The sequence below is a fragment of the Chryseobacterium rhizosphaerae genome, from assembly GCF_003385455.1.
Classification (GTDB): Bacteria; Bacteroidota; Bacteroidia; order Flavobacteriales; family Weeksellaceae; genus Chryseobacterium; species Chryseobacterium rhizosphaerae.
This window is the reverse complement of the sequence record NZ_QNUF01000004.1, coordinates 117992-142149: the sequence shown is the minus strand read 5'-3', so window position 1 is coordinate 142149 and position 24158 is coordinate 117992. Positions and strand designations below refer to the sequence as shown.

Annotated in this window: 25 protein-coding genes and 1 riboswitch; of the genes, 17 read left to right on the top strand and 8 right to left on the bottom strand. The window is 36.4% G+C overall.

What is annotated here, in order from left to right:
- Window positions 1-121: 121 nt before the first annotated feature.
- Entirely contained in the window at window positions 122-1087 is a 966-nt protein-coding gene (locus tag DRF57_RS04965; RefSeq protein WP_115917321.1) for an NAD-dependent epimerase/dehydratase family protein, read from the top strand.
- An 84-nt stretch (window positions 1088-1171) separates the two neighbouring features.
- Entirely contained in the window at window positions 1172-1924 is a 753-nt protein-coding gene (locus DRF57_RS04960) for a polysaccharide deacetylase family protein (protein ID WP_115917201.1), read from the top strand.
- 163 nt (window positions 1925-2087) lie between these two features.
- Here the strand turns inward: DRF57_RS04960 and DRF57_RS04955 are convergent, their stop codons facing one another.
- Both DRF57_RS04955 and DRF57_RS04950 read right to left on the bottom strand, forming a co-directional pair.
- Window positions 2088-3293 (bottom strand): metallophosphoesterase, encoded by a 1206-nt coding sequence (locus tag DRF57_RS04955; RefSeq protein ID WP_115917199.1) that lies wholly within the window; start codon window positions 3291-3293, stop codon window positions 2088-2090.
- Window positions 3294-3367: 74 nt separating this feature from the next.
- Window positions 3368-4435, bottom strand: coding sequence for a 3-oxoacyl-ACP synthase III family protein (locus DRF57_RS04950; protein WP_084086026.1), 1068 nt, complete (start codon window positions 4433-4435; stop codon window positions 3368-3370).
- Window positions 4436-4536: 101 nt separating this feature from the next.
- On the opposite strand from DRF57_RS04950, the gene DRF57_RS04945 reads away from it, so the two are divergent.
- The 12 genes from DRF57_RS04945 (at window position 4537) to DRF57_RS04890 (ending at window position 16072) form a co-directional block, all read left to right on the top strand.
- On the top strand, window positions 4537-5106 hold the full coding sequence (locus DRF57_RS04945) for a hypothetical protein (RefSeq protein WP_084086025.1): 570 nt from the start codon (window positions 4537-4539) through the stop codon (window positions 5104-5106).
- Between the two features lie 3 nt (window positions 5107-5109).
- On the top strand, window positions 5110-5841 hold the full coding sequence (ubiE, locus tag DRF57_RS04940; protein ID WP_047485460.1) for a bifunctional demethylmenaquinone methyltransferase/2-methoxy-6-polyprenyl-1,4-benzoquinol methylase UbiE: 732 nt from the start codon (window positions 5110-5112) through the stop codon (window positions 5839-5841).
- Window positions 5842-5844: 3 nt separating this feature from the next.
- Window positions 5845-6627 (top strand): type IX secretion/gliding motility protein PorT/SprT, encoded by a 783-nt coding sequence (gene porT / locus DRF57_RS04935; protein WP_047485458.1) that lies wholly within the window; start codon window positions 5845-5847, stop codon window positions 6625-6627.
- A 139-nt stretch (window positions 6628-6766) separates the two neighbouring features.
- Window positions 6767-7069, top strand: coding sequence for a hypothetical protein (locus tag DRF57_RS04930; protein ID WP_047485456.1), 303 nt, complete (start codon window positions 6767-6769; stop codon window positions 7067-7069).
- Complete coding sequence (locus DRF57_RS04925) at window positions 7069-7356, top strand: cell division protein ZapA (protein ID WP_047485454.1); 288 nt, start codon at window positions 7069-7071, stop codon at window positions 7354-7356. Before DRF57_RS04930 ends, DRF57_RS04925 begins: the two co-directional genes overlap by 1 nt.
- A gap of 230 nt (window positions 7357-7586) precedes the next feature.
- Complete coding sequence (gene rny / locus DRF57_RS04920; protein WP_174772349.1) at window positions 7587-9152, top strand: ribonuclease Y; 1566 nt, start codon at window positions 7587-7589, stop codon at window positions 9150-9152.
- 73 nt (window positions 9153-9225) lie between these two features.
- Entirely contained in the window at window positions 9226-10467 is a 1242-nt protein-coding gene (locus tag DRF57_RS04915; RefSeq protein ID WP_115917195.1) for an MFS transporter, read from the top strand.
- A gap of 162 nt (window positions 10468-10629) precedes the next feature.
- The gene (locus DRF57_RS04910) at window positions 10630-11109 is read left to right on the top strand and encodes a DUF4280 domain-containing protein (protein ID WP_115917193.1); all 480 of its coding nucleotides are present in this window, start codon (window positions 10630-10632) and stop codon (window positions 11107-11109) included.
- A gap of 10 nt (window positions 11110-11119) precedes the next feature.
- Window positions 11120-13441, top strand: coding sequence for a T6SS phospholipase effector Tle1-like catalytic domain-containing protein (locus DRF57_RS04905; protein ID WP_047485446.1), 2322 nt, complete (start codon window positions 11120-11122; stop codon window positions 13439-13441).
- Window positions 13442-13489: 48 nt separating this feature from the next.
- Window positions 13490-14548: a DUF2931 family protein gene (locus DRF57_RS04900; RefSeq protein ID WP_081988906.1), complete on the top strand. Its 1059-nt coding sequence runs from the start codon at window positions 13490-13492 to the stop codon at window positions 14546-14548.
- The gene (locus DRF57_RS04895) at window positions 14541-15590 is read left to right on the top strand and encodes a DUF2931 family protein (RefSeq protein WP_167449347.1); all 1050 of its coding nucleotides are present in this window, start codon (window positions 14541-14543) and stop codon (window positions 15588-15590) included. The genes DRF57_RS04900 and DRF57_RS04895 overlap by 8 nt, the downstream gene beginning before the upstream one ends.
- A gap of 296 nt (window positions 15591-15886) precedes the next feature.
- Window positions 15887-16072: a hypothetical protein gene (locus tag DRF57_RS04890; RefSeq protein ID WP_047485441.1), complete on the top strand. Its 186-nt coding sequence runs from the start codon at window positions 15887-15889 to the stop codon at window positions 16070-16072.
- A 93-nt stretch (window positions 16073-16165) separates the two neighbouring features.
- Here DRF57_RS04890 and DRF57_RS04885 read toward each other — a convergent pair whose 3' ends face one another.
- From DRF57_RS04885 to DRF57_RS04865, 5 genes are all read right to left on the bottom strand, one after another.
- Window positions 16166-17101: a YeiH family protein gene (locus DRF57_RS04885; RefSeq protein WP_115917189.1), complete on the bottom strand. Its 936-nt coding sequence runs from the start codon at window positions 17099-17101 to the stop codon at window positions 16166-16168.
- A 163-nt stretch (window positions 17102-17264) separates the two neighbouring features.
- A complete protein-coding gene (locus tag DRF57_RS04880; protein ID WP_115917187.1) occupies window positions 17265-18143 on the bottom strand; it encodes a LysR substrate-binding domain-containing protein in 879 nt (292 codons plus the stop codon).
- A gap of 158 nt (window positions 18144-18301) precedes the next feature.
- The gene (locus DRF57_RS04875) at window positions 18302-19609 is read right to left on the bottom strand and encodes a voltage-gated chloride channel family protein (RefSeq protein ID WP_174772350.1); all 1308 of its coding nucleotides are present in this window, start codon (window positions 19607-19609) and stop codon (window positions 18302-18304) included.
- Window positions 19610-19639: 30 nt separating this feature from the next.
- Window positions 19640-19708: riboswitch (Fluoride riboswitch) on the bottom strand.
- 69 nt (window positions 19709-19777) lie between these two features.
- The gene (locus DRF57_RS04870) at window positions 19778-20614 is read right to left on the bottom strand and encodes a GLPGLI family protein (RefSeq protein WP_115917185.1); all 837 of its coding nucleotides are present in this window, start codon (window positions 20612-20614) and stop codon (window positions 19778-19780) included.
- Between the two features lie 89 nt (window positions 20615-20703).
- Window positions 20704-21171 (bottom strand): acyl-CoA thioesterase, encoded by a 468-nt coding sequence (locus DRF57_RS04865; protein WP_047485434.1) that lies wholly within the window; start codon window positions 21169-21171, stop codon window positions 20704-20706.
- 120 nt (window positions 21172-21291) lie between these two features.
- On the opposite strand from DRF57_RS04865, the gene DRF57_RS04860 reads away from it, so the two are divergent.
- From DRF57_RS04860 to DRF57_RS04850, 3 genes are all read left to right on the top strand, one after another.
- On the top strand, window positions 21292-21648 hold the full coding sequence (locus DRF57_RS04860) for an arsenate reductase family protein (protein ID WP_047485432.1): 357 nt from the start codon (window positions 21292-21294) through the stop codon (window positions 21646-21648).
- 116 nt (window positions 21649-21764) lie between these two features.
- Window positions 21765-21953, top strand: a complete 189-nt coding sequence (locus DRF57_RS04855) for a hypothetical protein (RefSeq protein WP_047485430.1) — start codon at window positions 21765-21767, stop codon at window positions 21951-21953.
- A gap of 315 nt (window positions 21954-22268) precedes the next feature.
- Complete coding sequence (locus DRF57_RS04850; protein ID WP_143330501.1) at window positions 22269-22997, top strand: hypothetical protein; 729 nt, start codon at window positions 22269-22271, stop codon at window positions 22995-22997.
- A gap of 79 nt (window positions 22998-23076) precedes the next feature.
- Here the strand turns inward: DRF57_RS04850 and gcvT are convergent, their stop codons facing one another.
- A complete protein-coding gene (gene gcvT / locus DRF57_RS04845; RefSeq protein WP_047485426.1) occupies window positions 23077-24153 on the bottom strand; it encodes a glycine cleavage system aminomethyltransferase GcvT in 1077 nt (358 codons plus the stop codon).
- Window positions 24154-24158 lie beyond the last annotated feature (5 nt).

Genomic DNA, 24158 nt, shown 5'->3' with positions numbered 1-24158 from the left:
CCTGAGTTCAGTATATAAATAATTTTCTATAACAATCCATGGGTGTATTTTTAAATACACCTTTTTTATTATGGTTAACATGTTTTTTTTACTTTTGTACCATTCTAAAAAAAATCTAAAAATGGAATCCTATACGGAAAGAATACTGATTACGGGTGCTTTGGGACAAATCGGCACCGAACTGACGAATAGACTTGTTGAAATCCACGGAGCAGAAAATGTAGTTGCTTCAGGACTGGACAGATGGCAAGAAGGAATTACCGCTGCGGGACACTATGAAAGAATGGATGTTACCAATACGCAATTGGTGAGACAGGTAGTGAAAGATTATGATATCACTACAGTGTATCACCTGGCTTCGCTTTTATCCGGAACTTCAGAAAAGCAGCCTATTTTTGCATGGAAACTGAATTTGGAACCTCTGCTGCATTTTTGTGAAATGGCAAAGGAGGGGCTTCTTAAAAAGATCTTCTGGCCAAGTTCTATCGCTGTGTTTGGAAAAGGAATTCCAAAAGAGAATGTAGCGCAGGATGTTGTTTTGAATCCAACTACAGTTTATGGGATTTCTAAAATGGCGGGAGAGAAATGGTGTGAGTATTATTTTGATAAATATGGGGTGGATGTAAGAAGCATCAGGTATCCCGGATTAATTTCCTGGAAGACTCCTGCAGGTGGAGGAACAACAGATTATGCTGTTGAGATTTTCTATAAGGCAATAGAGGAGAGGAAGTATACAAGCTTCATTTCTGAGAACACCGGAATGCCGATGTTGTATATGGATGATGCGATCAACGCCACACTAAAATTAATGGAAGCTCCAAAAGAAAGTCTGACGGTTCGTTCTTCTTATAACTTGGGTGGAATGTCATTTACTCCAAAAGAATTGGCGGAGGAAATTGCAAAAGAAATTCCGGATTTTACCATCGATTATCAACCCGATTTCAGACAGGCAATTGCAGATTCATGGCCGGTTTCAATTGATGATTCAGTGGCTAAAAAAGACTGGGGGCTGACGTATGATTTCGGAATTTCTGAAATGTCAAAAGACATGATCAAGAATCTGAAAGTAAAATTAGCTAAGGATTAATAATGTAAAGTAATACTTTAATTAAAAATTGCTTTAACTTCTGATTTTTAATATATTATAACTTTTATATAAAATTTAATTTAAATGATATTATTAACTTTTAACATGGTAAATATTGATGCTGACCCAAAAGAAGGGTTTCAAATTACCGATGAAGAAAGACTGAAAATCACAGAAGATAACACCAAAGCAATTCTTAGAATTTTAGATATTCATGATATTAAAGCCAGTTTTTTTGTAGAGGTTTCTCTCTCCGGAAAACTGCAGAATCTTATAAAAGCAATTTCATCCAAAGGGCATGAAATTGCTTTTTATAATAAAGACTCCAACCTTACAGAAATTGAAAATGCCAAGAAAGAAATTCAGGATCTTTTGGAAAAACAGATCAGAGGAATTCGTCAGAAGGAGGTAAAAGTACCTCAGGAAAATTTGAAATTATTGGAGTTTAATTATGTCTCCAATATCGATAATGCAGATATACTTTTCCCTTTCAAACGTCTCAAAAGAGATACGGAAATTACAGAAGAGGATGGCTTAAGTATTATCCCGGAAAGCATCTCTCCCTACAGTCAGCTCCCATACAATGATTTTGTATTTCAGATTCTACCCATGAAGTATTATCAGAATATGGTTTTAGAGACCCTGCAGAATGAAGAGTTTGTACTGATTTATCTGAACTCGTGGCAGTTTACAGATTTTAAAAAATACCGTTTTGATATTCCCTTTTACAGAAGCTTGTTTTCGGGCAAAAAAATGGAGGACAAATTAGATGCCCTCCTTACTTTTATCAACGAGAAAGAACTTGCCGTTTCCCGTATGAAAGATTATATTTTTTAGGTTGCAGGTTGCAGATGATAGGTAGTGGAGGTTAGGTAATAGAGGTTAGGAATCCTTTTTCCATTTGATTTCTCTTACTCTAAACTTTGAGCTTCGAACGCTGCTTCTGCATGCTCAAACCTTTTTTGCTCTCAAACGCTCCAGCTCTCTCACTTCATTCCCACTAACTCAATTCAAAAAGAGTGATCTCAGGCAGTACGCCCACTCTTCCCGGATATCCAAGCACTCCAAAGCCCCTGTTGACATACAGGAATTTACCTTCACTTTCATATAAATCTGCCCATTTTGGATAACGGTACTGAACCGGTGACCATTTTATATTCTTTAGATCCAACCCAAACTGCATCCCATGTGTATGTCCTGAAAGGGTCAGGTGGATGTCTGCGGGGTGTTTTTTTACCACATAATCAAAATGGGTAGGGTCATGGCTCATTAAAATCTTTGTAGCGGATTCCGGAACTCCTTTTAAAGCGTCATCGATCTTTCCGAACTGTGGAAATGGTTTCAGTCCCCAGTTTTCAACGCCCAGGATGTACAATTTTTCTCCGTTTTTTTCAATAACCCTGTTTTCATTTCTCAGCATATCAAAACCTGCCTGCTTCTCATAGTCGATCAGCGTATCAAGATTTTTCTTTTTGGCATCCGGAGAAGTCCAGCTTACGTAATCACCGTAATCATGGTTTCCAAGGACTGCAAACTTGCCGTCTTTAGCCTTTATTTTTGAAAAAAGAGGAATGAAAGGTTTGAATTCATCAGCTACATTATTCACCATGTCTCCTGTGAATAAAACCAAATCGGGCTTCTGTTCATTGATAAGATCTACTGCATGCTTCAATTTGTCCGGATCAGAGAAACTTCCGCTATGAACATCAGAAATCTGAATGATCTTATATCCTTTGAAGCTCTTTGGAAGATTGGCGAACTTTACCTTAACTCTTCTTACGGTATGGCGATACTTGCCAAAAGTAATTCCATCTATGAAAAGGGCTGAGAGAACACCTCCCATTCCCAGACCTACAAGACTCAGAAATTTCCTTCTTTCCGGGAAGAATGTTTCCTTAGAGCCTATCATATTTACAAAGTAGCCCCCTATTCTGAATAAATCATCAATTAATAAAAATAAAACCACGAAAATTTTCGGAAAGATAAATATCAAAAATAATGAAATCATAATTTGAGGTCTTATCGTACTGCGGTCCGATCTCTGATAATGAGTTACTTCATAAGCGAAAACTCCATAAATAAGTAACGATATTACCCAATATCCAGTTCGTAACCAAAAATTATCGGTCAGAGTTCTTATGGCCTGATAGATGTAAATTTCCAGAAACAGGAAAATTCCGGCAATGATTAAAAAGTTCTTTTGCATAAGTCTGTTTTCAAAAAAAGCACAAAAGAAGACTTCCTTTGTGCTTTTTATATTTTTATGTTAAAAATTATCTTTTAAGGAAATCTGTAAACGAGAGCATTGATGTTCATTCCGGCACCTACCGAAGTCATCACAACATTCCCATTCTCTTTAAACGATTGACCATCCATTTTTCCTTTAATTATTAAATCATACATGGTTGGAATGGTTGCTACAGAGGTATTTCCAAAATCCTGAATTGTCATTGGAGAGATCGAATGATCATATTCTTTGATGTCATAAAGCCTGTGAAGTCTTTCAATCATAGCATAATCCATTTTGGCATTGGCCTGGTGGATAAGGATTTTATCTATATCTTCAATAGAAAGTCCTGCATCTGTAATTGTATCTTTAATCGCAACAGGTACATTTTTAAGAGCGTACTCGTAGATTTTTCTTCCCAGCATTCTTACATAAAGACGTCTTTGATCTACTTCTTTGTTGATAGAGGGTGCATTCTCAAGATAATTTAATTCAGGGCCATTGTCACAGATTGTATTGTGGGCAATAATTCCTACATTTTCGTTATCGGTAGCTTTTACCACGACTGCTCCGGCACCGTCAGCGAAGATCATTCTGTTTCTGTCGTGTGGATCTGTAACACGGCTTAGGGTTTCTCCTCCGATTACTAAAATGGTTTTTGCAACTTTAGCTTTAATTAAATTATCTGCTAAAATCATTGCTTCTACCCATCCCGGGCACCCGAAAAGCATATCGTATGTTACGCATTTTCTGTTTTTTATGCCTAGTTTATTCTTTACTCTTGCAGCCATAGTAGGCATGAAATCAGCATATCCATTCTCGGTAACCTCTCCAAAATTGCTCGCGTAAATAATATAATCCAGTTCTTCGCCGTCTACTTTTGCGTCTTCAAGGGCAATTTTTGCGGCTTCATAACCGATCTGTGAATTGGAAAGACCGTCCTCAATGAATCTCCTGTTTTCTATTTCTGTAATTTCTACAAACTTCGCAATAGTTTCTTCCACAGGCTTTTCTATCTTTACCCCATCCTCTGTGTAGAACTCAGAATTCATGAAGTAATCTCTACCAATAACTCTGTTCGGAATGTAAGATCCAGAGCCAATAATGATCGTATTCGGCATTCGTTTATATGATTTTTTTAAAGATGCAAAGTTAATAATTAATATTAATAACGGAGAATTAAAAATATTATTAAATTTGCAAAAATTGTACTTTACAATCTATGAAAAACAATCCGTCCTTAAAAGGCTTACTCATTGCAGCTGTGGCGTTTATCGTTGCCTTTGGGATCTACTTCCTTTTTTTAGCTAAGAAGAATTATTATGTTGTAGATAATCCTACCCCCAATACGTATTACTTTAAAATCAATAACGGTTCTGAAGGAATCATCTCAGCGGGGCAGTATGTGCATGTGGATTTGAATAAGGGAAAAAACTCTATTCAGGTTTTCGATCAGAATAAAAAAATGCTTTACGATTCAGCATTTGAAGTAAACAAACTTCGTGGTTTGATTAACATTTCCCACCAGGATTATTATGTTAACGATCAGTACTACGGATATAACCTTAAAAAAGATTCGTTACTTTTAGCGCTTGATAAGACTAAAATTGACGGAAAAGATTATTTCGGAGGAGCAAAGCGCTTCAATAAGCTTTACACTGAAGATTTTTATTACAATGTGGATGAAGATTACGATAAAGTGATCAAAAATATCCAGAAAGTGGAATCAAGATCCAAAATCTTCAGAAAGCAGGATTACCTAAATTATTATAAAGAATATTACAAGTTTTAAGTTTTGACAAAAGATATCACCAAAGTTACTCCCTACAATTCAGAGGCTACTAAGAAGAGCCAGGTAGAGGATATGTTCGACAATATTGCACCGAAGTACGACCTTTTAAACCGTGTTTTATCCATGAAAATTGATGTTTTATGGAGAAATAAACTGGTAAAATGGATGAAAAATGATAACCCGCAGGAAGTGCTGGATGTGGCTACAGGAACGGGAGATCTGGCTATTACCATCGAAAAAGGAACCGGCTCAAAAGTAGTTGGTTTAGATTTATCACAACAAATGCTGAATGTTGGCGTTATTAAAATAAAAAAACTTAAATTAGACGGCAAAATTTCCATGCAAAAAGGAGATGCAGAAAATTTACCTTTCGAGGACAATAGATTTGATGCTGTTTCCGTTGCATTTGGAGTAAGGAATTTTGAAAATCTTACCAAAGGTTTAGCAGAGTTAAGAAGAGTAGTTAAGGATAACAAAAGTGTTTATATACTGGAGTTTTCAAAGGTTGAGGGGTTGATGGGACCACTGTATATGTTTTATTTTAAAAATATATTACCTGCCATTGGCAGAATGGTTTCCAAAGATAATAGGGCATACACATACCTTCCGGATTCTGTAAATGCTTTTCCTTTCGGGGAGAAGATGAAGCAAATTCTTTTAGATACGGGATTTAAGAAAGTAGAATATAAAAAACTAAGTTTAGGTATAGCCACAATTTATAAAGCAACAAAGTAACCTATGAATAAATTTTTATTAAGAGCACTGGTTTTAGCCTCAGTAAATGTTGCCGTTTTTGCAGACGCGCAATTTAGAACCCGAAACAGAATGGACAAGTTGGAAGACTTCGACGAGCAGAAATTCAGTTGGGGTTTTTATTTGAACGGGAATAGACTGGACTACCGCATCGTATTGCACCCAAGATATGGGATGAACGATAATCAGAATCTTGTAACTTCTAAAGAAAGCTACAGTTTCGGTGCCGGGCTTATTGCAAAATGGAGACTGAACGACTATCTGGACGTGAGAATAGAACCAGGTTTACAGTTTGCACAAAGACAGTTGACTTTTAATACTCAATCTAATGACATCTATGCAGGTGGATCTTTAACCAATCCTCCTTTCATGCCGTTCCCTTTACAGGATAAAGATAAAGTGAGAGAAATCAAATCTACGTTGATTGATGTTCCCGTGCTTTTGGAACTTCATGGGCAAAGATGGTACAATTCAAGGCCTTACGTTGCAGCTGGGGTAAACTATATTGTAAATCTTCAGTCTAATGCAGCTTCTACGGATGATAATATGCAAGGGATTTTCAGATCTACCACGCACAACTTTGCATGGTCTGCTGAAATGGGAATCCAGTTTTATTTCAACAAATTTAAACTGACTCCTGCCATTAGAGGAACATTTTTCATGAATAACGAAAAAGTAGCTGATAATGCCAATACACCTCCTTACTGGGCGTCCGCAGTTTCTACATTACAGACAAGAGCAATCATGTTTGTTCTGAAATTTGAATAAGAAAAATTCATATTAAAAATACAAAGGAGGTGCTTTAGCATCTCCTTTTTTGTGGGTATACCAAAATATAAGGCTTTTTATTTTTGTTAGTGTTATTATTTTTTTATTTTTGCTTCTAGTTAGAATATACAAACCTGAAATGCTTCAAGATTTAGAAAACAATTTTTCAGAATTAGAAAAAAAGATTTTGGCTCTACAAAAGAATTATAAAAATCTTACTGAAAGTTTATCAGAACTAAGTGTTGAGCATGAAGAACTGAAAGTGAAATATGATGAGGAAAGACGAAGAAATCAGGTATTAGCAGAAGAACAAAAAAATATAAAACTTTATTCAGCAATATCAGGAAATCCTGAACACAATAGGTTAATGAAAAATCATATCAACAGATTGGTGAAAGAAATAGATTTCTGTATTGCACAGCTTCAAAACAGTGGATTATAATGGAGGTAAGGAGAATAACCGTAAACATTGCAGGAAGAGTATATCCGCTGAACGTACCCGCAGCAGAAGAAGAAACGTTGCGTAAAGTAGGGAAGCAGATAGAGAATATGATTAAAGATTTTGAACAAAACTTTGACGTAAGAGATAAACAGGATGCTTTAGCCATGTGTGCCCTTAAACTGGGAACCAATGCAGAAGTAGTTTCTGTTAACTACGAAAAAAATATTAATTCTACCAACGAGAGGTTAGCACAGATTAATCAATCGTTGAATGAAATCGGGAAATAGATTTTTTTTCCTGAAAAAGACTGCCTACAATAATTCTAACACATTAAAGGTAAACTCAACGCTAAGCAATTGCCGAACGAATGTCCATTAAATGGCGTGCCGGATTCCCGGATTACAGATAGTGGAAATCAGTTCAAATCGTGTTGATTAGGAGTTTACTCTCAATCCCTGGATTATTGTGGGCTTTTTTTATTGAAAAATATAAATACAATTAAAACTCAATATAAATTATGATAGAAGTTATAGTCGGCGTTGTTTGTTTAGTAATCGGGGCTGTCGTTGGAATGTTTTTTTCCAAAAGCTCACTGAATACTAAAGCAAAATTCATCATCGATGATGCCAATAAAAATGCCGAAAACCTTATAGAAAAAGCTAATGTACAAGCTGAATCCATAAAGAAAGAAAAGAACCTTCAGGCAAAAGAAAAATTCCTGGAATTGAAGTCTCAGCATGATGCTGACATTCAGTCTCGAGAAAAGAAAATGCAGGAAGTAGAAAAAAGAACAAAAGACAAAGAACACAAACTGAATGACGAACTTAGCAAGGTAGGAAAACTTGAAAAAGACTTAGATAAGCAGATTGCTGATTATTCTAAGAAAAATGAAGTTTTAGAAAGAAAACAACAGGAATTGGATACTGCTACCGCTAAAAAGGTTGAAGTTCTTGAAAAAATTTCTAATTATACCGCAGATGAAGCCAAAGCAGAATTGGTAGAAACCATGAAAGCTGAAGCTAAAACCAGAGCTCAGGCTCACGTTCAGGGTATTATGGAAGAAGCTCAGCTGAATGCTAAGAATGAAGCCAGAAAGATTGTTATTCAGACGATTCAGAGAATCGGAACAGAACAGGCTATCGAAAACTCAGTATCAGTTTTCAATATTGAATCTGATGAGGTAAAAGGTAGAATTATCGGTAGAGAGGGTAGAAATATCCGTGCTTTGGAAGCGATTACAGGAGTAGAAATTATTGTTGATGATACTCCGGAAGCCATTCTTCTTTCATGTTTTGATCCTGTAAGAAGAGAAATCGCAAGACTATCACTTCACAGATTGGTTACAGATGGTAGAATCCACCCTGCAAGAATTGAAGAAGTAGTAGAAAAAACAAGAAAACAAATTGAAGAGGAGATCATTGAAGTAGGAAAAAGAACGATTATTGATTTGGGAATCCATGGATTACACCCTGAATTGATTAAAATTGTGGGGAGAATGAAGTACCGTTCTTCTTACGGACAAAACCTGTTACAGCACTCAAGAGAGGTAGCGAACATTGCTGCAACTATGGCTGCTGAGCTGGGATTAAATGTAAAATTAGCTAAGAGAGCTGGTCTGTTACACGATATCGGTAAAGTGCCTGAGCAGGAGTCTGAACTTCCTCACGCTTTATTAGGAATGCAATGGGCTGAGAAATATGGTGAAAACTCGGAAGTAGTGAATGCTATTGGTGCTCACCACGACGAGATTGAAATGAAATCATTATTATCTCCGATCATTCAGGTAGCCGATGCTATTTCAGGAGCAAGACCGGGAGCAAGAAGACAGGTATTGGAATCTTATATCCAGAGACTGAAAGACCTTGAATCTGCTGCATTAAGCTTTGACGGAGTGTCCAGTGCTTATGCAATCCAGGCAGGTAGAGAGCTAAGAGTAATGGTAGAAAGCGGAAAAGTAAATGACGAAATTGCTTCTCAGCTATCTTACGATATCTCTGAAAAGATCCAGAACGAACTTACTTATCCAGGTCAGGTAAAAGTAACAGTAATCAGAGAAACGAGAGCTGTGAATATTGCAAGATAATAATCAGATTAAGATATTATATAAAAACCTTTCAAGAAATTGAAAGGTTTTTTATTTTTATCAAAATTTAAAAATGCAAGAACTGTCCCTGTCTTCAAAAATGAAGTACATTTTCTCTATTCCCGTTATTATTTCTGCCCTAGGCTATTTTGTAGATATCTATGACCTCCTTTTATTTGGGATTGTAAGGATTCCCAGCCTGAAGGCTTTAGGACTCAATCCTGATGCTGACGGTACTTTTATTCTGAACTGCCAGATGGTAGGACTTCTGATTGGAGGCGTCTTCTGGGGTATTTTTGGAGATAAAAAAGGACGGCTTTCTGTACTTTTCGGCTCTATTCTGGTGTATTCCATAGCAAATATAGCATGTGGTTTTCTGCCTTATTTTCCAAAAGAACATTTAGTGTATCAATATGCCGGATTAAGGTTCATTGCGGGGATTGGTCTCGCCGGAGAGCTTGGAGCCGGAATTACCCTTGTTTCTGAAAGCCTGCCGAAGAGTTTGCGGGCATTTGGGACATCCGTTGTTGCCGGATTTGGATTAATGGGTGCGGTAGTCGCTCAGCTGACCGTAGAATTATCAGGGGGATGGAATATCTCTTACATCATTGGTGGAGTTATGGGAATCCTGTTATTAGTGCTTAGAATAAGCGTCTCAGAATCCGGAATTTATAAAAATATTGAACATAAAAGTGTCTCCAAAGGAGATTTCCTTTCTTTCTTTACCCATAAAGACCGTTTGATAAGGTATTTAAAATGCATTGCCGTAGGCTTGCCCACGTGGTATTGCATAGGTATTCTGGCGGTTTTAGCCAATCAGTTTGCTCCTGAATTTGGAATTAAGGATCTTAATCCCGGAAAAGCAATCATGTGGGCTTATGTAGGGATTTCTGTCGGTGATCTGATGAGTGGTTTTATTTCTCATGCATTAAAATCCCGTAAAATGGCCATATTTTATATGTTGATTTTCACTCTGATTGGAGCCGCAATTATGTTGTTTGGAAATACCAATACTGAAACAAAATATTATCTGTTTTGCATATGGCTGGGCCTTGGAACGGGGTATTGGGCAATGTTTGTGACATTGGCCGCAGAACAGTTCGGAACCAATATCCGAAATACAGCAACCACTACGGTTCCGAATATGGTAAGAGGGTTGGTTCCTGTCATGATTCTGGCTTTTGATTCTCTGAAAGCTTATTTTTCTGTAATTGGGAGTGCAGCTATAGTAGGAGTGATTGTATTTGGACTTGCCTTTTATTCTGCACTTACGATCTCAGAAACCCATGATAAAGATCTTGAATTCATAGAATAGAATTGAAACCCGGATCAAGAGAACTTTAGTAAGTCTGTTTTACCTGGTCTTTCAGCTTGAATAATGCTTTATTTTTTTTCCCTATAAAGAGATTTAATATTTGAAAATGTTTGTGTACTTACAGAAAATTAGTAAATTGTAAGTATAAAAAACACACACACAATGAGCGAAAAACATCTCGTATGCCAGGGGGCGGTATGCCAATGCCGGTTTGGTACTACTCCTGATACACTTAAGGTAAAAACCCAAAGCAAAAGATACATCAACGACAAAGACGGAGCAGAAAAACTGATGGCTACTCATGTGGATATCGGATCTACTTTTGAGAAGAATACCTTCGGAAATTGTGCTAAAATGAATAATAATCCCTGTACTCCTACGGTTACAGGCTGGGAAGGTTATTATGAAAACATTACCCTAGCAGATAATAATGGAAAAGCCTTGTTGGAAGATAGTAAGGCTGTATGTGCCATCAGCGGAATAGCCAGTATAGAAATTATATTTCATGGGCAAACCGTTGAAGCTTCCGAACAGAATGTGAAAAATGCAGATCCCGAGGTACTTGCAGAGCTCTTTCCATTTATAAACCTGTATCGTGATGAGGAAGAAACAGACGAAGATGATACTTTTATAACCCTGTAATTAATTGGATATGAAAATTATAGGGGAAACAAGGCCATTGACGAATACAGTCTGTCAGTATTCTATATTGAATATTACGGCAAAGGTGACGGTAAAAGAATGGAAGATAGAATATAACGGCAAAATCCTTGGCAGCAATACAAAAGGCATTTTTAAATTTGCGGTAAATCTGGCTGAAAAAACGGTAAAACTCATCGCTGTAGTAGTACAGAACGGAAAAGAGGTGAACTACTCGATTAATCTCTATATTCTGGCTGGAAAGCCGCAACTCCTTTCCATGGAATGGCAGGATTCCGGAGGGAGACCCGTGGGAACAAGGAAAATAGGTTATCTGGATAAAGTACAACTGGCTGTAAGAACCCTTAATATTCCTAAGGGAGATAGACTGAAGGTTTCTGTATATGAAGATGATGTAACAGGAGACCGCTCTATGGGTACGTATACAACTTCCGGAGTGGATGATAAAGGCAGAGCCTATCTTTATTTCAATAACATAAGTCTTTATCAGGCTAAGCTTAACAAAATAGACTATGTAAATGAAAGTGAACACGAGTACTATGTAAAGGTTGAATACAAAAATCATATAAGCCATATCGAGGAAAAGATACAGCTTGTGGTAGAAAATGAACTCAAAACGCATATCGATACGCCCAAAGCCACTAATATGCCTGTAGTGGTGGGTAAACCGGAATCGGTTGCCAAACTAAAAAAAGACCATGTGAATTTTACATTTGGCGTTTTCCTGGATGGTACATTGAATAATATGTATAATACAGAACTAAGGCAAAAAGTGACTGAGAAAGAAGGAGTAAAGAATGTTGAGGGATCAAAAGCAAGTGCTGCGGAAGCACAAAATATTTATAGGAAAAAAGGGGGTGCTGTAGATGGAGATCCATCCAAAGGGGAAACCAGTTTTGAGAACGATCTTTCTAATCCGGCTATTTTATTTAAAAATTATAAGAAAAGCAAAGCAGATAAAATATTTAGAATTTATACGGAAGGAATGGGAACCAATACAGCACCTAAACATTATGGAGATGCTTTGGAGGTTGATGATTATAAAGGGGATGATCTGATGATGGGACCTGCTTTTGGAATGGGATCAGCCGGAATTATGGATAGGGTGAGAAAATCAATACGGAACGTTAAAACAGAGATCTTTAAAAACATTCTTAAAAATAAAGAATTCGTAGGAACTCTTACTTTTGATGTTTTTGGGTTTAGTCGTGGAGCAGCGGCAGCAAGGCATTTTGTTCACGTGGTGACACAGGGAAGCTATAAGGCTCATACAAAAGCATGGAAGGAAGGGTTTATTGTAAAGGATAAGTTTGGGTACAATCTGGCTGAGTCTTATGCTAATGGGGTGATGCCTGCCTTTGGCTACCTGGGACAATTACTTTCCGAAGCCGGATTGATGGATGAGCAGACAAAAGTGCAGATAAGGTTTGTGGGAATTTATGATACTGTACCTCATCATGGACTGTTTCAGTCGAATGACAGCAAGGATCTTGGGCTGAATGATGTGAACAAAGCAGACTATGTGGTCCATATGGTAGCCGCGGATGAACACCGGGCGAATTTCAGTCTGGTCGATATTTCTTCCGTACCCAAAACGTCACCAGACAGTGGAAAAAAAGGAGGAATTGAATTATACTATCCGGGAGTACATTGTGATGTAGGAGGTGCTTATGTAGAAGGGTGGACTGATAACCCCAAAAGAATTGATGCCACTATTGTGAAAGACTCATTATATTCCCTTTCTGAAGAACTTATCAGGCAGGGGTGGTTTCTGCCGGGGGAGCTCAGTATTAAAAAAGATCCCTTTTATAGACTTAGTGTTAACAATTACAGACTGGAAGGAGAAAGAAAATTAAGCAATCAGTATAGTTTTATTCCGTTGCATCTGATGGTAGAGTTTTGCATTAAGAAATGCATACCAGTTAAGGAAAGTGGAGTTACAGATGACTATAAATTTCAGGATAATTGGATTCCTGGTAATATTGCATTTTTAGAAGGAATTAAAGAGAAGTTAAAAAAGTATACCTTTAATGGGGGAAGTCCTTTGGCGTTCATAGAACCTGAGATATATAAAGAACCTCCGGTAATACATGCCACAGGTGACCGACAGTCGGTATTTGAGTGGCAGCAACGCCAGTTGGAAGGCCAGCAACGTAATAATGTAGAAGCCCATAAAAAGAACAGAGAAATTAAATTTCTAAGAAATCATTACCTGCATTGGAATGCTACATATGGCCAGTCAGGATCTGACCTTATTTCTCAGAAAAATTATCCTAATATTGTCAATGGTAAGCGAAAAAGGAAAATATATTAATGAAACCTGATGATGGTCAGGAACAAAAAACCGTAAGAAAATTAGCACATGAAAATATATATTCTAAGCCTGTTTTGCAGTGTATTTCTGCTTCAGGCATGCAGAAAAAATGATATACTAAAGATGAAAACCAGTCAAAAAGAAAAGTTTCCTTATATGGTAACAATGACGGCGCCTGATGAATATCCTGTAGAAGTACATATAGGAGTATTAACCGATGATAAAAAAGAATTGATTTGTGGAGTTCCCAAAACAGGAGTAGAAGATGGAGGCTGGCAATATGATGGAGATGCTGGAGGGCAGGGAGGGAGTACGATTCCGTCACATCTGGATCTTACCTATGTGAGTTATGCAGAAAAGAAGTTCTGGCGGGTGGATGCTGATCTGCCTAAGGAGAAAATGCTTCAGTTATTTCGCGAGGGTTTTATGGTACAGGGTAATCCGGATGATAAAGGTGAATTTCCCTGGGAGGAAAGTACTTATGATGAACTTACCATAGGAGCTGCTCCGGGGGGAGTGGTAGTGGTTTGGTTGTCAGGAAACCATCATAAGAGGGAGGTTTGTCGTTTACAGGCTAAAGAAACTTCTGTCAATAAAGATGAGTTTAGGCCTCATCCGCAATATGATGAAACTCAAGAACAGTTTTTTAATAAAAAATATTCAATAAACATTTCTGACAGTACTCAACAAAAGATTAAGGAAAAAGGGATTCCTTTTGGGATATGGGATCAATACAGAGAAAAATATAAGTATCGTTTTGTATTACGACCTTATGATGAGAAAGATAAAATTACGGGATTGTACCGTATTAACTATAATGGTGAGTCTGAATTCTTAATGGATACCCAATCAGCAGAAACATATAAACAGGACGGAATTCCTTATGATGTTAATTTTTTTTTCACCCAATATAATGCAGAGATTATTTTTAATGATGAGGAAATGCTGAGAGCTTTTGATGAACTGAAAAAATCACATCCTGATCAACCGATAGATGTTGTCCTGATTCCAGGCTTTATGTATAATGATTTTAAGGTAGTTGCTCAATGCAAGGATAAAAAGATAATCCTTGAAAAGATTAAAGTAAAAAGAGTCTGGGGTGGATAAAAATACAATGAAAATAGCCGTATTTATTTTTTTGAGCCTATTGAGCTGGGAAGGCTGTACCAAAAACAGCCAAAAAGAAAAGTTTCCTTATATGGTGACGATGACGGCTCCCAAAGAATATCCTGTAGAAGTACATATAGGAGTATTAACCGATGATAAAAAAAAATTGATCTGTGGAGTGCCAAAATCAGGTGTAGTAAATACAAGATGGGTGTACGATGGTAAGAATGGTGGTCAAGGAGGCAATACAGTTCCCTCTCATCTTAATCTTACCTATGTAAGTTATGCGGAGAAGAAGTTCTGGCGGGTGGATGCTGATCTTCCTAAGGAAAAAATACTTCAGTTATTTCGAGAAGGTTTTATGATACAAGGTAATCCGGATGATAAAGGTGAATTTCCCTGGGAAGAGAGTACTTATGATGAACTTACCATAGGAGCCGCTCCGGGCGGTGTGATAGTGGTCTGGTTGTCAGGCAACCATCATCGCAGAGAGGTTTGCCGTTTGCAGGCCAAAGAAACTTTTGTCAATAAAGATGAGTTTATGAGAAGAATTGATCCTAAGGAAACTCAGGAACAGTTCTATGAATTATCATATAAAATATTAGTTCCTGACAGTACTAAACAGAAGATCAAAGAAAATGGTATTCCTTTTGGGATATGGGATCAATACAGAGAGAAATACAAGTATCGTTTTGTATTACGACCTTATGATGAACAAGATAAGATTAGAAGAATTTACCGTATTAATTATGATGGAGAGTCTGGCTTTCTAATGGATGCTAAAGCAGTTGAAACATACAGGCAGGATGGAATTCCTTATAATGTGGAATTTTCATTTACAAAATATTATACTGAGGTTTTTTTTGATGATATGGAAATGCTTGATATTTTCAAGAAATTAAAAACAAAATATCCGGATAAGCCAATAGATATTATAATCACACCAACTTTTATGTATAATGAGATGAAGCTGTCTGTACAATGTGAAAGCGAAGAAATCCCTCTTAAAAAATATAAAGTAAAAGGAGTCTGGGGTGGATAAAAATACAATTAAAATAGCCGTATTTATTTTTTTGAGCCTGTTGATTTTGGGAAAGCTGTACCAAAACCAGTCAAAAAGAAAAACTGTTGTATATACTATATTGATAACGTCTTGGATTAAAGTAATATTTATATCTGTTTAATAATTGGCAAAGTGTGATTTCTGATTTTTAATATATTAATTAATTTTAAATCAATGTATTAGTTAGAAATATATTAAATTATGTTGCGAATAATTAATATTTGTTTAACTTTGGGAGGCAACTAAATTATATTGTTTAATCAAAATCAAATCACATGAACATTATTAAAAATGCTAAAAAATTAAGAAAAGAAGATCTGAAGAATATTACAGGTGGTATTGGAGGTTCCGGAATTGGAACTCCAGATGCTTCACTTTGCGGATGCAGTTGTACGGGAGCTGTAACAGGCCCTAAATACTGTGTTGAGCTAATTGGATGCCCACAGGTGATGACTTGCTAACCGATTGGTTATTTAAGATACTATTCAACTGAAATAAACATTTCCACATTTAACAGGCGGGACCCTTTTGATTTCAAAAGGGTCCCGCTGCTTTTACTGAATAATATAAAGAAGGCTGCCTATACTGATGGTGATCCAAAGAAGTACCGCCGTCACTAAAGGTTTAATCCCTATTGTTTTCAATGTTTGAATAGAAAGACTGGAGCCTATAAAAAATAATGTCAGATTCAATCCTGATTTTGCAAAGGTGGTGATCTCACTGCTGAAACGGTCCATAAAAGGAAAATAAGTATTCAACAGAATAGCAAGGATGAAATACCCGATAAACCAGGGGATTTTTATTTTTGATTCTTTATTTTTAAAGATAAACATCGTGATCAGGGAAACGGGAATGATCCACAATGCTCTTGCCAGCTTTACAGTGGTTGCAATTTTTAAAGCTTCATCGCCATATTTACTGGCGGCACCTACTACAGAACTGGTATCATGGATTCCCACGGCACACCAAAGACCAAACTGTTCCTGAGAGAGATGAAGCAGATGTCCAATAGCCGGGTATACGAATAAAGCAATAGAATTCAATGTGAAAACAATAGCTAAAGCCAGGGAAATCTGTTTTGTGCTGGGTTTAATAATAGGAGAAATAGCTGCAATAGCACTCCCACCACAAATGGCGGTTCCTGCAGAAATAAGATAGGATAACGGTCTTTCAAGTTTGAATAATCTTCCTAAAAAATATCCTAAAATCATCACGGTTAGAATACTCACTACTGTTAACACTAACCCTGTTTTTCCTGCATGTAAAGCTTCATCCAGTTTTAATCCAAATCCCAGGCCTACAATGGAAATTTGCAATAGCAGATGAATGTATTGATGAAGATGTTTTTCAAAAGGGTTTCCGATAAAAACAGCCAGTAAAAATCCTAACGCCAGAGCTATAGGAGAGGAGATCAGTGGAGTAAGGCATAATACAGCCAGTATGATAAAAACGATTTTGCGTATTGTTTCATGTTGAATGAAATCTTTCATATTGCGAACTTTAAATTATGTTTCAAAATTCGGCAATATAGTATTACAAAGTAAATCGTATTTTGTTATCTTGAATAACTATAGGTTATAACTTAAATGATTCCCCAAAGGACATTCTACATTGTACATTATACTTTATACTTTATACATTGTACTTTATACATTATAATTCCGTAAACCTTAAAAAAAGCTCTATCAGCTCAGATTGTTCCCCTTTTGGAAGGATGAAGTGAAAATCCCTTTCAATACTGAAATTTTTAATGTCTACGACAGTTAAGATATTGTTTTTCAGTTCGGTAAGGATCGTGCTGATGGAGAGAAAAGCCATACAATCTGAATGGAGGAGGTAGTTTTTGATACTTTCGCTGCTTCCCAGTTGAATAACAGTATTTAATTCATTGATATTGACTCCGTTATCTCGAAGTCTGTTTTGAATGAATTCAAGTGTTCCTGAGCCTTGTTCTCTAAAAATCAAATTGATAGAGTACAGATCTTTTATATTCAATGTTTTGTGGGCCAATGAATGATTGGTTTTTGCAGCCAGCACAATTTCATCAGCTTTAAAAGATTTATAATCAAAGTAAGAAGATTGGGATTCTCCTTCAATAATGCCAAGATCTATTTTTTCATCTTTTAAAAGAGCAGAGATAGCTTCAGTATTCCCCGTAAGAAGTTCAATCTTAATATCTTTATAATAAGCATTGAATTTTGCTAAAATTTCGGGAAGGATATACTGGGCAACGGTAGTACTTGCTCCAATGATCAGTTTTCCTTTGTGCTGCTGATTGACCTGGCTGATTTCAAATTCAAGATCCCGATAAAGTCCTCTGATCTTTTCAGCATATTCATACAGGATCTTTCCGTTTTGTGTCAGTTGTATAGAAGTTCCTTTACGGTCAAATAGTTTTGCAGACAGTTGATTTTCAATTTCTTTGATGTGTTTTGTAACAGCCGGTTGAGAAATATGAAGCTCCTCCGAAGCTTTGGTAAAGCTTAGTCTTGAAGCCACAGTATGAAAAACTTTTAACCTGTAATCGAACATGCTGCAAAGGTAAGAATTATACTTATAAGTTAAGAAATAGCAGCTGTTATTTGAGTTTTAGTGTCTGAGAGTTTTCGCGGACAGTATAACAGTATTATTTTAGTACACCATACACTATACACTATACATTATACATTTTACATTACACAAACAGTCTCCTATAAAAAGTCCGAAATAGATTTATCCTGTTGGCTTTCATATCTTCTGTTTTTAGCAGCTCCTATTTTTTGTTTACTGTAAATACTGCTATGCCCCGAAAGAAGATAAGAAACAATACAGGCAATCGCCACATACACACCGGATTCAGCTCCGAACAATTCAATTCCCATTAGCATACAGGCAAGAGGGGTATTGGTGGCTCCGGCAAATACAGCTACGAAGCCCATTCCTGCCAATAATCCAAATGGAAGCGGGATAAATAGAGATAAAGCGCTTCCCAGTGTGGCTCCTATGAAGAACAGTGGAGTGACCTCACCTCCTTTGAATCCTGCGGAGAGGGTAACGATCGTAAAGATCATTTTCAAGGCAAAATCATATAAGGGAAGCTGTTGTTGAAAAGACTCTACAATGACAGGAACACCGAGTCCGATATATCTTGTGCTACCCAGCGCAAAAACAGCCAAAGCTATTATGATACCTCCGGCTACCGGGCGAAATGGCGGATACTGAATTCTTGATTTGAAAAAAGCTCCTGCCCAATGGATTATTCTGCTAAAGCCTGCAGCACAGATTCCGAAAGCTATTCCAGCCAGAATACTGTATAAAATGGGCAAAAATTCTAATTTAGGAATAAAATCAATATGATAATGAGTATGCTTAACGTTCCATAAATTGGTTGTCCAGTCTGCCAGTATAGCTGAAGCAAAAGCTGGAAAAATAGCATTGTAACGTATCTTTCCGATAAGAAATACTTCAAGTCCAAAGACCGCACCAGCTAACGGGGTTCCAAAAACAGACCCAAAACCTGCAGCAATGGCAGCAATCAGTAATACTCTTCTTTCATTTCGATCAAGTTTAAAAGGCTTGCTAAGTTGATCCGCAAGAGCCGCAGCCATCTGAAGAGCGGTCCCTTCACGGCCGGCAGAACCTCCGAATAAATGAGTGACCATTGTTCCAAGATAAACAAAGGGAGCCATTTTAAAAGGGATAACTTCTTTCGGATCCAGAATATTATCGATCAGAATATTATTTCCTGCTTCAACATCTTTCCCCCAATAATAATATAAAAGCCCAATCAGAAAACCGGCAACAGGGAGTAGAGCGATTATCCAAAGATGGTTTTCCCTAAAACGGGTGGCCCATTCCAATGACAGTAAAAATCCTGCTGAAGCGGTTCCTGCCAAAATACCGATAATAATACTGATCAACAGCCATTTTAAAATATAGGGCAGTGCCGGAAATTTCCTGAAGAAAAGATGGGTGTGAAAAACTGCTTTTTTAGCAAGTGTTCTTTGATTTTTTGACATAATAATCCTGATCAGTTATTGTTAATAATCTTTCAATCAGGCGTCATCAGCTTTTGTGGAGCGGTTGGGGGAAGGAAGAACACCATTTCCTTTTTGATGATACAAATATAAAAAGAAGAATCTGTTTTTCAAAAAAACTGAAAAGAATTAAAGAAGTTTTAAATTTTATTATTCTTTATAATGAACAGCTTTATCAATTTCAAGAGGATTGTTGTACCTTCTAATCACTTCCTGCATACTTTTGGTCTGAGTATTGAGTTCATCAACACTATGGATCTCTTTTCCATTAATATTAATCTTTAAATCACTATTTGTTTTGCTGAAAGTATTTCTTTCAAAAGCAAAAGGATCATTGTAAAACTCTATCATTAGCTTATGCTTTTGTTTTTCGTTGATAGGGACTGCTTTATTTCCAAAGTTGGATTCTACAAAGTTTTCAGTGGAATAGGAATCTGGAAGTACCTGGCTTCTGACAAGAGTATAGATGAAATTTTTCCCTGCATCGGAGAGCTCAAAAATTAAGCCTGGAAGTCCGCGAAACTTAAATGGGCCTTCATTAAAAGGAATATCCTTACAAAACCATGCCGTCCAGCTTCTTCCCCCGAATCTTGTACTTGCTTTTTGCAAAATATAATTTTCAGATTTTTTAATTTCATCAGAAATAGTCCAATTGATTTTATCCGTTGTTTTAAAAGAATAATACCCTTGTTTGATATTGATGTAATTTTCATTATCAAAAGAGTTGATTCTCCTTTTTATCACTTGGCCGGACATGTCTGTATAGTCAGAATTCATTCCGAATTTTTTATTCAAAGAATCCGTAATGGCCAGATTTTGCCCATAAAACTTCACTTCTTTGGAGCCAATATCCAGGATCATATTCAGTTTTTCAAGCCCATTTTCTGTAGAATCCATCTTGTATTGCATTTCATAGATAAATCGATGTATCTGGGACGGGCATAAAATGATAAGCAGTAAAGCAGATAATGTGAAAATATTTCTCATACTATGTATATTAAAAATGATGTTGTATGATATTAATCTAAATAGCAAATTTTTTATACTTGCTCATTATCTAGCTTTTTATCCCGTATTCACAGAAAAGGTTTCATCTCATCCTCAATCTGTGTTCTCAGTTCCATCAGGCGCTTGGCATACTTCTCCTGTTGTTTCTCCTCTTCGGTTTCAGGAATCCATTTGGGAACAGGGAGTTTTTTTCCGTTTTCATCCACCGCAACAAAGACAATGATACAATGGGTCTTTTTTTCAAATGTCGGCTGTTTCAGATTTCGTGAAAAAACATTGATCGAGATATGCATGCTGGAAGTTCCGGTAAAGATGACCTGAGCATCTACTTTTACTACCTCACCTATTTTAATAGGGTCATAAAAACGAATGCCACCCACATACACTGTTACGGAGTAATTTCCGCTCCAGGTAGTAGCACATGCATAACCAGCCTGATCAATCCATTTCATAACGCTTCCGCCATGTACGTTTCCTCCGTAATTAACATCCGAAGGCTCTGAAATAAACTGAAATGTAATAGGTTTGTTCTGCATCTTTATAAAATTTGAATAAAGTTATTTAATAATTTTCAAATTTTTAGATTAAATCCTACTTTTGAAAGACTAAATTCTTACAGACGAGAATTTTTATTAATTTAAGATTCGTAAACAACAATGAAAAAAGTATTTCATCTCAATACCTGCGATACCTGCAGAAAAATATTAGCACAGTTTGACCTTACAGGCTGGGAGCTTCGAGAGATCAAAAAAGAACCGATTACAGAAGAAGAGCTTGCAGAGATGCATAAGAAAACGAAGTCTTATGAAGCATTGTTCAGCAAAAAGTCTACTCAGATCAAATTGAGAGGGCTGGATGTGAAGTCTTTAACTGAAAAAGATTATAAGGAACTGTTGCTGGATCATTATACATTCTTAAAAAGACCGGTTTTCCTTACTGATAAAGAAATTTTTGTAGGGAATGATAAGAAAAATGTGGAAGCTTTGCATGAGTTCTTTGGAACCCATGCATAAAAATACCGTCTGTTTCCCTTTGCTGAAGAAGTAATTTTCTTATCCATATTTTGTGATTTATTTTTAAACACTTAATTATTAAATACTTATCTTTATGATAACTAAAAAATAAAATCATGAAAACAAGTTTTTTAAAAATGAAAAGCCTTAACAGATCAGCATTAAAGAAGATTGATGGAGGAGCAAGACCTCTTATTGTTAACTGCTATACCTTATGTGGACCAGCAGGGGGTGTCATTTCCAATACACCGGGAGTAGGTGACGCCTGTAGCCCGGACAGAAAGATTTGCTGTATTTGCTATTAAAAAAAAGAGGTTGTAGAAAATACAACCTCTTTTTTTTAATGAATTTGAAAGTAAATAGAAGTTTCTATCAGTAGGGTGATTAAAAAAAATTATCCATTATGATTTTTTATATTATTTTTTATTTGTGTTTTATTATTTTATTGTGATTTTTTATATTGATAATTTGAATTTGATTCATAATTGATTTGTTTTCGATTGTTAATTGGTTGTTTTATTAGGAAGTTCGTAAATTAGTGACCGCGAGACATTGAATTTCTTGGCTCCCTTAAAAAACACATTCATTCTTTTACAATAAAATAATTAAAACAGATTATGATGGAAAAACAATTCAATCCCGTAATTAAAGCGGTACAAAGCTTAAGGAAACTTTCTTTGGATATTAAGACCACAAATAAAGAAATTCAAACAAGTGATGATGAAATAAGACGGAAAATTGAAGACTGCGGAAAGCTAATTACCACTACAAATGATAGTATGGTTATTAACTTATGGATAAGAGAAAAATCCAAACTGGTAGAAAATTCTAATGCTTTGCTTAAGGTTTTGGAAAAAATTGAAGAAAAATTTAAAGAAAAAGATGCTTCAAGTTTGGTCGGAATCTGGGAAACCCACGAAGAATATAAAAATTTGGTGTTGGACAATTTTGTGACACTGGAAAGAATGGGGAATACCATTTTTATGGATGACAATCTTGAAAAATGGGAAGGTATCTGGAAAGATATAAAGACCTCTTTAAACAAAATATTGTCAATATCTGAAACCTATCATCTCAAGCTAAAAATGATGGAAACACTGGAACCTGATGAGATTGATACCTTAACAGAGGACATTCTTAATCATATCCCGTGGAATTACTCTGACGAAGATGCCTATCAGTACGAACAGGAATATCTGGTTGCCTATGGCGAAATAAAAGAATTACAGTCTAAGAAGAAAAATCTATGGGATAAAATCTTACATGTTTTAGCTGGAGGAATAGAGGAGACCCCGGCTCATAGAGTGCAGATGAGAAGATGGATGGATGGGGAAGGAGATAATGTATAATCCGGTATCCACCTGTCTGAAAAATAATTGATAAAAAAAACCGCAGCTTTATTAAACTGCGGTTTTTTGTGTATTGATATTATACAAAAGGAGCTTTCACTACTTTTGCAGGAATATTTTTATTTCTTACCTGAATAAAGATCTCAGAACCTAATTTGAAATGAGGCTTGTCTACATAAGCAAGACCTAAACCGATCTTTTTCATTGGAGACTGTGTTCCTGAAGTTACTTTTCCAATTACATTGCCTTCTGCATCTACTACAGGGTAATCATGTCTTGGAACCCCTTTATCCTGTAATTCGAATCCAACTAACTTTCTTGTAACCCCCTCTTCTTTTTGTTTTGCAAAAATATCTTTGGAAACAAAATCTTTGTCAAATTTTGTGATCCATCCTAAGCCTGCTTCAATAGGAGAAGTGGTATCATCAATATCGTTTCCGTACAGACAGAATCCTTTCTCTAATCGTAAAGTGTCTCTGGAAGCTAATCCACATGGGATAATTCCTTCAGCTTCACCTGCTTTTATAATTTCATCCCAAAGCTGTTTTGCGCTTTCATTCTTAAAATAGATCTCAAAACCTCCGCTTCCGGTATATCCTGTGTTTGAAATAATGATATCGTTTACGCCAGCCACACTTCCTACTGTAAAATGGTAGTAAGGGATTTCAGAAAGATTAACTTCTGTAAGCTTCTGAAGGATTTCCGTAGCTTTAGGTCCCTGAATTGCCAATAATGACATCTCATCAGACGCATTGGTCATTGTAGCTCCGAAAGTATTGTATTTTGAAATATGATTCCAGTCTTTATCTATATTTGAAGCATTGACAACCACGAAATATTTATCATCTTCCATTTTGTAAACGATAAGATCATCCACAACACCCCCATCTTCGTTAGGAAGACATGAATATTGAGCTTTTCCGTTTTCCAAAGCATCTACATTATTGGTTGTTACCCACTGTAAAAGGTCTTTTGAACCGGGACCTTCGATGAAAAATTGTCCCATGTGGGAAACATCAAATAATCCTGCTTTTTCTCTTACTGCAAAATGCTCTTCCGTTACTCCTGAATATTGAACAGGCATTTCAAAACCTGCAAAAGGTACGATTTTAGCTCCTAAAGAAACATGAGTGTCGTACAAGGCTGTTTTCTTCATATTTA